At 71.5% G+C, this 13293-nt stretch carries 14 protein-coding genes and 1 pseudogene; 6 read left to right on the top strand and 9 right to left on the bottom strand.

Annotation, left to right across the window (positions count from 1 at the left end; genetic code table 11):
* Positions 1-183: 183 nt before the first annotated feature.
* The 3 genes from QCZ28_RS34085 to QCZ28_RS34075 form a co-directional block, all read right to left on the bottom strand.
* A complete protein-coding gene (locus QCZ28_RS34085; protein ID WP_279520473.1) occupies positions 184-1152 on the bottom strand; it encodes a LacI family DNA-binding transcriptional regulator in 969 nt (322 codons plus the stop codon).
* Between the two features lie 72 nt (positions 1153-1224).
* Positions 1225-2604, bottom strand: coding sequence for an FAD-dependent oxidoreductase (locus QCZ28_RS34080; protein ID WP_279520471.1), 1380 nt, complete (start codon positions 2602-2604; stop codon positions 1225-1227).
* Between the two features lie 23 nt (positions 2605-2627).
* Complete coding sequence (locus QCZ28_RS34075; RefSeq protein ID WP_279520470.1) at positions 2628-3764, bottom strand: glutamate--cysteine ligase; 1137 nt, start codon at positions 3762-3764, stop codon at positions 2628-2630.
* 161 nt (positions 3765-3925) lie between these two features.
* Between QCZ28_RS34075 and QCZ28_RS34070 the strand changes: the two genes are divergently transcribed.
* Positions 3926-4219 (top strand): DUF6412 domain-containing protein, encoded by a 294-nt coding sequence (locus tag QCZ28_RS34070; protein ID WP_279520469.1) that lies wholly within the window; start codon positions 3926-3928, stop codon positions 4217-4219.
* A gap of 102 nt (positions 4220-4321) precedes the next feature.
* On the top strand, positions 4322-5068 hold the full coding sequence (gene yidC / locus QCZ28_RS34065; RefSeq protein ID WP_279520468.1) for a membrane protein insertase YidC: 747 nt from the start codon (positions 4322-4324) through the stop codon (positions 5066-5068).
* 6 nt (positions 5069-5074) lie between these two features.
* Here yidC and QCZ28_RS34060 read toward each other — a convergent pair whose 3' ends face one another.
* Together QCZ28_RS34060 and QCZ28_RS34055 are read right to left on the bottom strand one after the other, a co-directional pair.
* On the bottom strand, positions 5075-5746 hold the full coding sequence (locus QCZ28_RS34060) for a DedA family protein (RefSeq protein ID WP_279520467.1): 672 nt from the start codon (positions 5744-5746) through the stop codon (positions 5075-5077).
* A 57-nt stretch (positions 5747-5803) separates the two neighbouring features.
* A complete protein-coding gene (locus QCZ28_RS34055) occupies positions 5804-6418 on the bottom strand; it encodes a DUF1349 domain-containing protein (protein ID WP_279520466.1) in 615 nt (204 codons plus the stop codon).
* 57 nt (positions 6419-6475) lie between these two features.
* Here QCZ28_RS34055 and QCZ28_RS34050 point away from each other — a divergent pair, with 57 nt between their 5' ends.
* Together QCZ28_RS34050 and fabG are read left to right on the top strand one after the other, a co-directional pair.
* Positions 6476-8128, top strand: a complete 1653-nt coding sequence (locus tag QCZ28_RS34050) for an alpha-amylase family protein (RefSeq protein WP_279520472.1) — start codon at positions 6476-6478, stop codon at positions 8126-8128.
* Positions 8129-8233: 105 nt separating this feature from the next.
* Positions 8234-8992, top strand: coding sequence for a 3-oxoacyl-ACP reductase FabG (gene fabG, locus QCZ28_RS34045; protein WP_210866414.1), 759 nt, complete (start codon positions 8234-8236; stop codon positions 8990-8992).
* 50 nt (positions 8993-9042) lie between these two features.
* On the opposite strand, the gene QCZ28_RS34040 is transcribed toward fabG, so the two are convergent.
* The 3 genes and pseudogenes from QCZ28_RS34040 to QCZ28_RS34030 form a co-directional block, all read right to left on the bottom strand.
* Positions 9043-9459, bottom strand: a complete 417-nt coding sequence (locus QCZ28_RS34040; RefSeq protein ID WP_030333091.1) for a hypothetical protein — start codon at positions 9457-9459, stop codon at positions 9043-9045.
* Positions 9452-9864: pseudogene (locus QCZ28_RS34035) on the bottom strand (hypothetical protein). The gene QCZ28_RS34040 and the pseudogene QCZ28_RS34035 overlap by 8 nt, the downstream one beginning before the upstream one ends.
* Positions 9865-9965: 101 nt before the next feature.
* On the bottom strand, positions 9966-10328 hold the full coding sequence (locus QCZ28_RS34030) for a cupin domain-containing protein (protein WP_279520465.1): 363 nt from the start codon (positions 10326-10328) through the stop codon (positions 9966-9968).
* A gap of 292 nt (positions 10329-10620) precedes the next feature.
* On the opposite strand from QCZ28_RS34030, the gene QCZ28_RS34025 reads away from it, so the two are divergent.
* The gene (locus QCZ28_RS34025) at positions 10621-11520 is read left to right on the top strand and encodes a Gfo/Idh/MocA family oxidoreductase (RefSeq protein ID WP_279520464.1); all 900 of its coding nucleotides are present in this window, start codon (positions 10621-10623) and stop codon (positions 11518-11520) included.
* A gap of 137 nt (positions 11521-11657) precedes the next feature.
* Here QCZ28_RS34025 and QCZ28_RS34020 read toward each other — a convergent pair whose 3' ends face one another.
* Entirely contained in the window at positions 11658-11849 is a 192-nt protein-coding gene (locus QCZ28_RS34020) for a DUF2795 domain-containing protein (protein ID WP_030333097.1), read from the bottom strand.
* A 128-nt stretch (positions 11850-11977) separates the two neighbouring features.
* Between QCZ28_RS34020 and QCZ28_RS34015 the strand changes: the two genes are divergently transcribed.
* A complete protein-coding gene (locus QCZ28_RS34015) occupies positions 11978-13234 on the top strand; it encodes an erythromycin esterase family protein (RefSeq protein ID WP_279520463.1) in 1257 nt (418 codons plus the stop codon).
* Positions 13235-13293 lie beyond the last annotated feature (59 nt).

The raw sequence follows: 13293 nt of genomic DNA, 5'->3' as shown, positions 1-13293 counted from the left end.
CCTGACCCACCCCCCGCCCGACCCACCCCGCCCCGACCCACCCCGCCCCACGCCTCAGTCGATCAAGGACTTGTGGTGCCCCGCGAAAGTCGCGAAGTGCACCGAAGCGCCCACCACAACTCCAAGATCGACCGGGGTCGGGCCCGGGGTCGGGTACGGGGTTGGGGCGGGATGGGGGCTGGGTTAGGGGAGGCCGCGCTTCAGCAGGGTGGTGGGGAGGACCGTTGTGGAGGGCGGGGTGTCGTCGCCGGCTATCCGTTGGAACAGTCGCTCGGTGGCGACCCTCGCCAGCTCCCGGGTGTCGTACGCGACGACGGTCAGCGGCCGGGGCATCAGGTGGGCCAGTTCGAAGTCGTCGAAGCCGACCAGCGCGGCGTCACTGCCCCGCCGGTGCAGCTCCTGGAGCGCACCGACGGTGATCCGGTTGTTGGCGCAGAAGAACGCGGTGGGCGGCTCCGGGAGGTCGAGGAGCGCGGCGACCGCCCGCCCGGCCTCCTCGGGAGCGATGAGCCGCTCGCGGACCAGCGAATCGTCCGGCTCGATCCCGGCGGCGTCCAGCGCCGCCCGGGCCCCGGTCAGCCGCTCACGCATGGTGGGCACACTCGGCGCTCCGAGCAGCAGCCCGACCCGCCGGTGCCCCTCGTCGAGCAGCGCGTCGACCCCGGCCTGGCTGCCGCCCCGGTTGTCCAACAGCACGGCGTCGGCCTGCAGCCCCTGCGGCGGCCGGTCCAGGAACACCACCGGCATGCCCAGCTCGACCTCACGCCGCAGGAACGAGTGGTCGAGGCCCGCCGGCACCACCAGCAGACCGTCGACCCGACGTTGGGTGAAGTCCTGGAGCAGGGCGCGTTCCCGCTCCGGGTCCTCCTCCGAGGACGCGGTGATCAGCATGGTGCCGTGGGCGGCGGCGATCTCGGCGGCGACGCTGGCGATGGTCGCGTAGAACGGGTTGGCGATCTCCTCGATCAGCAGCCCGACGGTGGCGTTGAGCTGCCGGGAGCGCAGGTTACGAGCGATGTCGTTGCGCCGGAAGCCCAGCTCGGCGATGGCGGCCAGCACCCGGCCGACCAGCTCCTGCCCCACCGGCTCGTCGTTGACGACCCGGGAGACCGTCTTCAGGCTGACGTCGGCCCGCCGGGCCACGTCGACCATGGTGGGGCGCCGACGGTTCGTCGGCCGGGTCGGGGTCTGGGTCACGGGGTGGTCCTCCACGGCGGGCGCGGGTCAACGGTCGAGCGCGGCGAGCGCGTCGACCGCTTTTCGGGCGGCGATGAGCACCGGATCCCACACCGGCGCGTACGGCGGAGCGTAGCCCAGGTCCAGCTGCGTCATATCGTCCACCGTCATGCCGTTCCACAGCGCCACGGCCAGCGTGTCGATCCGTTTGGCCGCCTCGGACCAACCGACGATCTGCGCGCCGAGCAACCGGCCGCTGGGACGCTCGGCGATCAGCTTGACCGTCATCGGTCGGGAACCGGGGTAGTAGCCGGCCCGGTTGGTCGACTCGGCGATCACCGAGACGAACTCGAAGCCGGCGGCTTTGGCGTCGCGTTCGCGCAGACCCGTCCGACCGACCTCCAGGTCGCAGACCTTGGTCACCGCCGTGCCGATCACGCCGGTGAAGGTGGCGTACCCGCCACCGATGTTGATTCCGGCGACCCGGCCCTGCTTGTTGGCGTGCGTGCCCAGCGGCACGTGCACCGGCAGCCCGCTGACCCGGTGCAGGGTCTCCACGCAGTCGCCGGCCGCCCAGATCCCGGGGAACCCGGGCACCCGCATCCGGCGGTCGACCCGGATCGCGCCGGTCGGCCCGAGGGGCAGCCCGGCCGCCTCGGCGAGCGTGGTGTTGGGGCGTACGCCGAGACCCAGGACGACGACGTCGGCCGGGATCGACCCCTCTTCGGTGACCACGGCGGACACCCGGCCGTTGTGCTCCTCCAGGCCGGTCACCGGCAGGCTGCCCCGGATCGTGATGCCGAGGCCGCGCATCGCGTCGGCGACCAGCTCGCCCATGTCGCTGTCCACCGTCGACATGGGCTGCTCGCCCGCCTCCACCAGGGTCACCGAGAGGCCGCGTTGGATCATGGCCTCGGCCATCTCGACGCCGATGTACCCGCCGCCGATCACCACCGCCCGGCGCGGCTGCGGGTCGGCGTCGAGCCAGTCGCGCAGCGCCGCACCGTCGTCGAGGGTCTGCATGCCGAACACCCCGTGCGCGTCGGTGACCGCCCACGGTGGCTTCACCGGCACCGCGCCGGTGGCGTACATCAGGTCGTCGAAGCGCTCACGGACCTCGCCGCCGCCCTCCAGGTTCTGGGCCACCACCTCGCGGCGCTCCAGGTCGATGGTCGTGACCTCGTGGCGCATCCGGACGTCCATCGCGTGCTCCCGGCGGAAGACCTCCGGATCGCGGGCGATCAACGCCTCGGGGTCGGGCACCAGCCCGCTGATCCAGTACGGGATGCCGCACGCCGAGTAGGAGGTGAAGTGGCCGCGCTCGAAGACCACGATCTCCAGGTCGTCGCGACCACGGCGGCGTCGGGCCTGGGACGCCGCCGACATTCCGGCGGCGTCCCCGCCGATGACGATCAGCCGGTGGGCCACGGGTTCATCCTGTCACGCGACGATCAGCCGCGGGTCTGCCGCGCGACGTCCTGCACCACGTCGGTGAGTCGGCCGGTGCGCTCGAACACGGCGCGCTGCCGCGCCGCGCCGCTGCCGTGCCGGCGCAGCCCAGCCAGCAGGTCGGTCACCTCGGCCCAGTCGCCGTGCTCCTCCAGCGCCGGCCGCATCCGCTCGACGAACCGGTCCAGCAGCTCCCAGGCCGGGGCCAGTTCGCCCGTGGTGACGTCGACGCCCTCACCTTCGAGGCCGTCGTGGGCGGCCCGCCAGTGCGCGCCGACCAGCAGGTGGTGGTCGGTCCGCAACGCCGGGCGGCCGGCCTCGACATCCGCCATCGCGGTGGCCACCAGCGCCCGGACCAGGGCGGCGACCAGCACCGCGTCGTCCACCGACGGGCAGACGTCGCCGATGCGCAGCTCCACCGTCGGGTACTTCGCCGACAGCCGGGCGTACCAGTAGAGCATCCCCTCGTCCAGCATCACCCCGGTGGAGATCAACTGGCGGATCAGCCGCTGGTAGTGCTCGTGCGACTCCAGGAACGGCGTCGGCGCCACCGACGGCCAGCGCTCCCACTCCACCGAACGCCAACTGGCGTAGCCGGTGTCCTCGCCCCGGGCGAACGGCGAGTTGGTGGTCACCGCGTGCAGCATCGGCAGCCACGGCCGGACGTGGTTGAGCACCTGCACGCCGGTGTCCGGGTCGGGCACCCCCACGTGCACGTGCATCCCGTTGTTGCCGGGGCCGGGAACGAGCAGCCGGAACCGCTCGATCATCCGGTCGAAGCGGGGCTTGTCCACCACCGGCGGCACCGGGCCGTCCACCGGGCCGGTGCCGATGGCGAGCAGGCGTACGCCGGCCCGTTCGGCGGCGTCGGAGAGCGCCCGACGCAGGACGCCGAGGGAGTGCCGGATCGACGAGAGCTCCAGGCCGGGCGGGCTGCCGATCTCGATCTGACTGGTCTGGAACTCCCGCTCCACCTGCCCGCGGAGTTCGGCCGGAACCTGCTCCATGACCAGGTCCACGGCCGGAACCGCGGCCCCGGTGTGCGGGTCGACGAGCAGGAACTCCTCCTCGACACCCACGGTGAGCAATCCGGTCGCCGCAGCCATGTCGCTGGGCACCTCGGCCACCTGACCGGTCATCGACATCACCCGTCCGTTCCTACCGTTCGCGGTCCGTCCGCGTCGGTCCGCCGTTGGTTACCCAACGTGGCGATGCCGGGAAACGTGGCGGCGCAACGTCGTACCCGGGGCAGCGGCCGGATTTGACCGGGTGACGTGACAGCGGGTCCTATGCTGGGCCCGTGCCGGTGCTGCTGGGCTATGTCGGGGTCGCGTGGCTGTCCGCGTTCGCCCAGCTCACCCTGCTCGCGGGCCGCCCGGCCGACCTGCTCGCGGGTGCCGCGTTGACCGCCCTGGTGCTGCTCGCGGTGGTGCTGGCGGCCCGGGTGCGGGACCGGGCGGGCGCGCCCGGTGCCGGGCCACGGTGGGCCGGTCTGCGGGCCCGCTCCCGAAGTCGCCGAATGTCCCGCCAGATCGACCCCGATGCGGCCGGTCGCCCTCGTCCCCGTGCTCCGGGGCACCCCTCGGCCGCGTAGCGCCCCGCCGCCGCGCGGCCGATCCCGCCGTCACCGGCCCCCCTCGCTGAGCGGACACCGCCCGGGGGAGGGCCTCACCGGAATCGGACCGAGGGGTTTCCCATGCTTGCCTTCGCACCACTGCACGACGTTGTCGGCGCTGCCGGCAGCGCGCTGTCCTGGCTCACCGAGCTGCTCGAACCGCTGGCCGGCGGCGCGGCGACCGCCGCCGCCATCGTGCTCTTCACCATCGCCGTCCGGCTGCTGATCTCGCCGCTGACCGTCGCGCAGGTCCGCGGCGAACGGCGTCGCGCGGCGCTCGCTCCGCAGGTGCGCGACCTTCAGCAGCGGTACGCCGACGACCCGGCGACGCTTCAGCGCGAGGTGTTCACGTTGTACCGCGAGGCCGGCGCGAACCCGCTCGCCGGCTGCCTGCCGTTGCTCCTCCAGGCGCCGTTCCTGCTGGTGTTGTACCGGTTGTTCAGCACCAGCGAGGGTGGCACCGGTCTGCTGGACGAGCGGTTGGCCGGGGTGCGGCTGGGCCACCATCTCAGCGACGGGCTGACCGGGGCGGCCGGGCCGCTGTTCGGCGTACTGCTCGTGGTGTTGCTGGCGGTGGCCTGGTGGTCGTCGCGGCGGGCCCGCCGGGCGTCGGCGGCGGTGGGCACGGTGGCCGGTACGCCGACCGAGGGGCCGGGTGCGGCCACGCTCGGCCGGTTGCTGCCCCTGCTGCCGTTCACGACGGTGCTGGTGGCGCTGGTGCTGCCGCTCGCCGCCGTGATCTACCTGGTGACCACCAGCGTGTGGTCGGCCATCGAGCAGGCGGTGCTCCGCCGCCCGCAGGCGGTTCTGGTGCCGGACAGGCGCTGACGCGGATCAGCGGCCGGCGGTCACCGACCGCCGGTCGCCGCGCTCCCGACGTTTGCGGACCTTACGGATCACCCAGCTGACCACCATGACGACGAAGATCGCGCCGATCGCGTAGTTGAACCAGTCGCTGTAGCGCGCGACGTCCTGCCAACGGCTCCCGAGCGCGTAACCGGCGCCCACGATGAGACCGTTCCACACGCCGCTGCCGATGGTGGTGAGCAGGATGAATTCGCCGAGCGGCATCCGGTTGGCCCCGGCCGGCACGGAGACCAGGCTGCGGACCACCGGCACCACCCGGCCGATCAGCACCGCCCACCGACCGTGCCGCTCGAACCACCTGTCGGCCTTCTCCAGGTCGTCGCTGTCCACCAACGGGATGTGGTCCAACCAGCGCTTGAGCCGTTCCTCGCCGAGGGCCGCGCCCAGCCAGTAGAGCACCAACGCGCCGACCAACGAGCCGACCGTCGCGGCCAGCACCACCACCACGACGTTGAACTCGCCCTCGTGGGCCAGGAAACCGGCGAGCGCCAGCACGACCTCGCTGGGGATCGGCGGGACGATGCTCTCCAACGCCACCAGCAGCGCCACGCCGACCGGGCCCATCGCCTCGATCACCGAGGCCACCCAGCCGGTCAACCCGGTGAACTCGGACGGGTCGCCAGCCTGGGCGTACGCCATTGTCGTCCTTCCGCTTCGGTGCTCGGGATCGTACGGTCATACCCACCGGGGCGGTCGTTACACCTCGGGGTGCAGGGCGGTGTCCGCCGGCCCCTGTCGCCAGCCGGTGAACACCACTGTCAGCCCGGCGCGCGACGGGGCGCAGCAGAACGGACCGGCCACCGCGTCCGCCGCCGGGTCCAGCGGGACGAGCCGGACCAGTCGCCACGGCTCGTCGTCGACCCGGGCGCGGACCGTCAGCGCGTCGCCGGCCCGGCTGACCCGGACGGTCACCTCCCGACCCGCCCACTCCGGCACCGGCCCCACCGACCAGTCGGAGAACTCCCTGGTCACCACCGCGCCGAGCTGCACCTCCCCGTCGCTGATCTCGACGCCGGCCTTGGTCCAGGTGCGCTCGTCGACACGGACGAACGCACCGGCCTGGTCGAACTGCGCCGAGACGTCGAGCCGGAAACTCACCTCCATGGCGGTGTCCAGCGGCAGCGGTGCCAGCAGGGCCGGGCCGTTGTCGTGGACGAAGCCGTAGCTGGTCCTGCGCCAGAAGTCGCTGTCCGCCGCCGGCTCGACGACCAGCTCACCGGCCGGGCCCTCCTCGACGCGTACCGGCGGGTGCAGCCAGGCACCCCGGGACCAGTCCAACGTTTCGCTCGGCGGTACCAGGTCGTTTCCCATGACAGGCACGATAACCAAGGGTTTGCCGCGGTGATCGATCGGAGAAGTTTCTCCGGCATGGGTGACCGTTGGTATTCCGAAGCCGTCGTCTACTGCCTCGACATCGACACGTACGCCGACTCGGACGGCGACGGGGTCGGTGACATCCGTGGGTTGATCGGGAGGCTGGATTACCTGGCCCGGCTCGGGGTGACCTGTCTGTGGTTGCACCCGATCCACCCGTCACCGAACCGCGACGACGGCTACGACGTCACCGACTTCTACAACGTGGACCCGCGCTTCGGCACCCTCGGCGACTTCGCCGAGCTGCTGCACCAGGCGCAGAACCGGGGCATCCGGGTGATCATCGACCTGGTGGTCAACCACACCTCCGACGAGCACCCATGGTTCCAGTCCGCCCGCTCGTCGCCGGACTCGCCGTACCGGGACTGGTTCGTCTGGTCCGACACCGAGCCGGACGACCGGCACCAGGGCATGGTCTTCCCCGGCGAGCAGAAGGAGACCTGGAGCTACGACCGCACCGCCAAGGCGTGGTTCTACCACCGGTTCTACAAGTTCCAGCCCGACCTCAACTTCGCGAACCCGCAGGTCCGGGCCGAGGTCAAGAAGATCATGTCGTTCTGGCTCCAGCTCGGTGTCTCCGGCTTCCGAATGGACGCGGTGCCGTTCATCATCGAGCTGACCGAGCCCGGCAACCCGAACTCCCCGAAGGACTTCGAGTTCCTCACCGAGCTGCGCCAGCACGTCCAGTGGCGTCGCGGCGACGCCGTCCTGCTGGCCGAGGCGAACGTCGAGCCGGACCAGCTACCGACGTTCTTCGGCGACGCCAGCGGCTCCGGCAACCGGATCCACATGCTCTTCGACTTCATGCTCAACGGTCGACTCATGCTGGCGCTCGCGCGGCAGGACCCGGAGTCGCTGATCGAGGCGCTGCGCGACACCCCGAAGCTGCCGGTCGGCGGGCAGTGGGCCACCTTCCTGCGTAACCACGACGAGATCGACCTGTCCCGGCTCACCACCGAACAACGCAACCAGGTGTACGTGCAGTTCGGCCCGGACGAGAACATGCGCATCTACGACCGGGGCATCCGTCGCCGGTTCGCCCCGATGCTCGGTAACGACCGGCGGCGCATCGAGCTGGCGTACGCCCTGCAGTTCTCGATGCGCGGCACGCCGGTGCTGCGCTACGGCGAGGAGATCGGGATGGGTGAGGACCTGTCGCTGCCCGGTCGGGAGGCGATCCGTACCCCGATGCAGTGGTCGTTCCAGCCGAATGCCGGCTTCTCCACGGCGGACCCGGAGAAGCTGGTCCGCCCGGTGATCGACAAGGGTGAGTTCGGCTACCAGAACGTCAACGTCACCGCCCAGCGGGGTGACCCGAGGTCGCTGCTCGGCTGGTTCGAGCGAATGATCCGTACGCTGCGGGAGGCTCCGGAGATCGGCTCCGGCTCGACGACCCACATCGACGTGGCGATGCCGCCCGGAGTGCTCGCGCACCGGGCCGACGGGCCGACGGGCACGATGGTCTTCGTGCACAACCTGGGCACCGACGACGTGGAGGTCGACCTCAGCAGTCTTGAGCCGGAGGCGGACCAGCCGATCGACGTGCTCGCCGACCGTGGCTACGGCGAGCTGGGCAAGCTCGGCGCGGTGAAGGTCTCCGGCCACGGATACCGGTGGATCCGGCTCTGTCGGGACCGGGGCTTCTGAGGCACGGCGATCCGGTGTGTCGTGGATCAGGCCATGGTCGTCACCGATAACTAGCAGTGGAAGGTTAAGCTCCTTCGATCGACCCCACGTTACCGGGAGGTAATCATGTCGGAGGAGCCCCGCGTCGCCATCGTCACCGGAGCCGCACGCGGCATCGGCGCGGCCACCGCCCGGCGGCTGGCCGCCGACGGAATGGCAGTCGCCGTGGTCGACATCGAGGAGGCCGCCACCAAGGAGACGGTGGACGCCATCGCCGCCGCCGGCGGTCGGGCGCTCGGGGTGGGCGCCGACGTCTCCGACCGCGACCAGGTCGAGGCGGCGGTGGCCCGGATCGCCGCCGAGCTGGGCGCGCCCACCGTGCTGGTCAACAACGCCGGGGTGCTGCGCGACAACCTGCTGTTCAAGATGACCAACGCCGACTGGGACACGGTGATGGGAGTGCACCTGCGCGGCGCGTTCCTGTTCAGCCAGGCCGCCCAGAAGCACATGGTGGACCGCAGGTGGGGGCGGATCGTCAACCTCTCCAGCACTTCCGCGCTGGGCAACCGGGGTCAGGCGAACTACGCCGCCGCCAAGGCCGGTCTGCAGGGCTTCACCAAGACGCTCGCCATCGAACTGGGTCCGTTCGGGGTGACAGTGAACGCGGTGGCACCCGGCTTCATCGTCACCGACATGACCGCCGCCACCGCCGCCCGGATGAAGGTCGACTTCGACGACTTCCAGAAGCACGCCGCCGCCGAGATCCCGGTCCGTCGCCCGGGTCGGCCGGAGGACGTCGCGCACACCATCTCGTTCCTGGCGAGCGAGGGTGCCGGCTTCGTCTCCGGTCAGGTCATCTACGTCGCGGGCGGCCCCCGGGACTGACCCGCTGCCGACGAGGGCGCTCCGCTGGGCGGGACGCCCTCGTCGCCGGGTCAGGCCGGCGCGCGGCGGGTGCGCCAGAGCCAGAGCAGGCCGAGCACCGGCAGCACCAGCGGGATGTAGCCGTACCCGCTGCCGAACCCCGACCAGACCGTCTCGTCCGGGAAAAGCTCCCTGTCGACCAGGCTCAGAATGCCGACCGCGACCACCCCGACCAGCTCCACTGAGCAGCACGCCAGCGCGACCCGCCGGCCGGCGTGCCCGGCGCGGGCCAACCCCACCGCCGCCACGATGTAGATGAGCGCGGCCACCCCGGAGAGCAGGTACGCCACCGGGGCCTCGTCGAACTTGGTGGCGATCTGCAGGCCGGCCCGACTCGTCGCCGCGATCGCGAAGAGCAGGTAGACCGCGATCAACAGCCGACCCGGGCCGGAGTTCGTACGCCGGGGGGCCTGCTCCGTCTCAACCACCGAGCACCTCCCAGGTCTGCTGCAACCGGACCACCACCACCGGGGCCACCAGGCAGACCGCGCACACGATCGCCGAGCCCCAGCGGGTTGGTTCCATCCGGGCCAGCACCCAGGCCAGTGGCGGCAGGCACACCAGCGTGACCAGGTAGCCGAAGAAGGCGCCGGGCTCGCCGGGCCGCTCCCCGCCACCGACCGCGACGAGCGCCAGCACCGTCAACACCAGCAACGCCACTTCGAGTACGGCCAGACCGACGAACTGCACCCGGTCCGGCGGCCGGTGGCGTACCGCCGCCACCAACGCCCACACCGCGACGAGCAGCGACAGCACGATCGGTACGGTCGCGACGAGCCCGTCCACCGGCGAATTCACCGGATCCACCCGGTCGTTGCCTCGGTCACCGGCACAGCCTACTAACCGTCGTAGTAAGCGGGTGCTCTGCCTCTCCACCTGTGACGAGGGCCCGTCGAGGCGTTCCCGGTTCCTGTTCCCCGCCTCCCGGGTGGTGTCAGTCGCCGGCCGGCAGCCAGTAGACGGAGATGGCGACGAGCGGGTCCGGTCCGTCGTTGCGGATCTGGTGCGGCACCCTGCTCTCGAACGCCGCGACGTCCCCGGCCCGCAGCACCGCCGTCTGGTCCGCGAACGTCATCGTTCCGGTTCCGGACATGATGATCCACACCTCGCGGGACCGGTGGACGTCGAGGTCGTTGGAGGTGTTCGGGGCCACCGACCAGCGCGCGACCTCGAACGGCGCGGGCGCCGTCGACGGGAACGGCAGCAGCGCGCGGTGCACGGGGCCGCCCTCGGCGAAGTCGTACCAGTGGTCAAACGTCACGGCGCCGCTGGCCGTCGCTGGAGTCGTCGTTGGCATGTCGTCGACACTGCCGCGCCGCCCCCGGGGGTGTCTGGCGGCAATCGGACCTGACGACGGCGAGAGCGCGTGGGCGGGGGGTCGTCCGAGAGCGCGTGGACGGTGTCGTCAGGCCACTGGCGTCATCGGTGCACGGCGTCTGCCGTCAGCCGGCGGTTGGCTCGACGGCGTCCCCGAAACGAAGGTGGGCTGCTTCGATTGGTCGAACCCGCCGCCGGCATGGCCGCCGGGGCGACTAGCGTGGATCACGTCCGTGGCGTTGCCACGGTGCGGGGAAACAGCGGAGGTACACGTGCGGTTCGGTTTGTTCGGCACCGGTCACTGGGCGATCGAGACGCACGGGAAGGCACTGCACGCCCATCCCGACGCGGAGCTGGTCGGGGTGTGGGGTCGCAACCCGGAGCGGGCCTCCGCGCTGGCCGAACGGTACGGGGTGCCCGCCTACGCCGACGTCGACGCGCTGATCGAGCAGTGCGAGGCGATCGCCGTCGCCCTGCCACCGGACATCCAGGCCGACATCGCGGTCCGGGCGGCCCGCGCCGGCCGGCACCTGCTGCTGGACAAGCCGTTGGCACTCAGCGTGGCCGACGCCGACCGCGTCGTGGCCGCCGCCGAGGAGTCCGGGGTCGCCTCGGTCGTCTTCTTCACCCAGCGGTTCCAGCCGAACGTGACCGCGTTCCTCGCTTCCACTGCCGCCGCCAGGGGCTGGCAGCACGGTCGGACCACCGCGTTCGCCTCGATCTTCCAGGACGGCAGCCCGTACGGCGGCTCGTTGTGGCGTCGGGAGCACGGAGCGCTCTGGGACATCGCCCCGCACGCCCTGTCGATCCTCCTGCCGGTGCTGGGTCGGGTGACGCAGGTGGCGGCGATGAACGGACCGAGCGGGATGGTGCACCTGCTGCTCACCCACGAGGGCGGTGCCACCAGCAGCGCCTCGCTCTCGCTGGATGCCCCGACCGAGTCGATGGCCCGGGAGTTCGTGTTCTACGGCGAGAACGGCATCGAGAACGTCCCGTCCGGGGAGAACGACCCCGCCACCGCGTTCGGCGTCGCCATCGACCAACTGGTTGAACAGGTGCGCGCCGGCACCCGGGACCACCGCTGCGACGTCCGCTTCGGCCGCGAGGTCGTGACCATCCTCGCCGCCGCCGAAACCGCCCGCACCGAATCCCGCACCATCCCCCTCCCCTGACCGACCCCGAACCCCACCCCCACCCCGGTGATCATGAAGTTAGCGGCGCGACACGCCGCGGCAGAGGACAATAACTTCATGATCACCGGGGCTGGGCTGGGCTGGGCTGGGCTGGGCTGGGCTGGGCTGGGCTGGGGTTAGGTGGGGGTGGGTAGGGCGGCGTTTAGTTCGTCGGGGGAGTTGAACTGCTCTGGGGGTAGCGCCTGCAGCATCTGCAGCAGGGCGGTGCTGGCGCCGTTCTCCTGGCCCCAGCGGATCAGGTCCTCCCGCGAGACCGGGTAGTCGAGCCCGGCCAGGTACTCCTGCAACTGCACCCCGGTGACGGTCATGTCGGCCGGCTACCCGATCGCGGTGGTCGTACACCGGGGTGGTGGGCACCCACGACGGCCCGGCGGCCGGCGTGTCGGCCCGCGACGCGCCCACGGTTTGCCGCAGCGGCGGCCGGGTAGCCGCTGGCATGCTGGTTCAGCGGCTCGGCGCGCCGAGCGATTTCGACCCGTTACTGGAGCGCGTTCGCAACGCCCGGGTGGTGATGATCGGGGAGTCCACCCACGGCAGTTACGACTACTACCGGTTGCGTGAGCAGCTCACCCGCCGGCTGATCGCGGAGTGCGGGTTCTCCTTCGTCGCGGTGGAGGGTGACTGGCCCGACTGCGATCGGGTGCACCGGTCGGTGACGGCCGCGCCGGGCGGCGCGCTCGAACCGCAGCTCGCGCTCGCCGAGTTCGAGCGATGGCCGACCTGGATGTGGGCCAATGCCGAGGTGGCCCGGTTCGCCAGCTGGCTGCGGGCCTGGAACGTGGAGCGGCCGGAGGAGCAACGGGCCGGGTTCCACGGGCTCGACGTGTACAGCCTCTGGGAGTCGATGCAGGCGATCTTCGACTACCTGGGGGAGGAGGACCCGAAGTCGCTGGAGGCGGCGCAGGACGCGTACCGGTGCTTCGAGCCGTACGGCAAGAGGGTCGAGGAGTACGGCGCGGCCAGCCGGTTCGTCTCGGCCCGCTGCGAGGAGGAGGTCGTCCGGTTGCTCGCCCGGACCCGCGAACACGCCCTCTCCGACGGCCCGGACCGCTTCTCGGCCTGGCAGAACGCGGAGGTGGTGGCCGGCGCGGAGCGCTACTACCGGGCAATGGTGGCCGGCGGGCCGGACTCGTGGAACATCCGCGACACCCACATGCAGGACACCCTGGACCGGCTGCTGGACCGGTACGGCCCCGACTCCCGGGGCATCGTCTGGGCGCACAACACGCACGTCGGGGACGCGCGGGCCACCGACATGACCGCCGACGGGATGGTCAACATCGGTCAGTTGGCTCGGGAGCGGCACGGCGAGGACGCGGTCGCCCTGATCGGCTTCGGTACGTACCGGGGCACGGCGATCGCCGCACCCCGCTGGGGTTCGCCGGCCGAGGCGATGGTGGTGCCCCCGGCCCGGGAGGGGTCGATCGAGAGGCGGCTGCACGAGCTGATGCCGGAGCGGGCCGTGCTGATCTTCGGCGGCGACGACCAGCCGGGCTGGGTCACCGACACCGTGGACCACCGGGCGATCGGGGTGGTCTACGACCCGTCGTTCGAGTCCTGGGGCAACTACGTGCCGACCCGGATCGGCGAACGCTACGACGCGTTCATCTGGTGCGACGACACCAGTGCCCTGCACCCGCTACCGGTGCCGGCGGTCCCCGGTGAGATGGAGACCTATCCGGCGGGCGTCTGAACAGGCGGTTCATGCAGTGGAGGTGTGGGGGGCGGCCGGGCCCCCCCCCCCCCCCCCCC

The sequence above is a fragment of the Micromonospora sp. DH14 genome, from assembly GCF_029809455.1.
In the GTDB taxonomy this organism is placed as follows: domain Bacteria; phylum Actinomycetota; class Actinomycetes; order Mycobacteriales; family Micromonosporaceae; genus Micromonospora; species Micromonospora parva.
The sequence above is the reverse complement of the archived record's forward strand: the minus strand, read 5'-3'. Positions and strand labels throughout refer to the sequence as shown.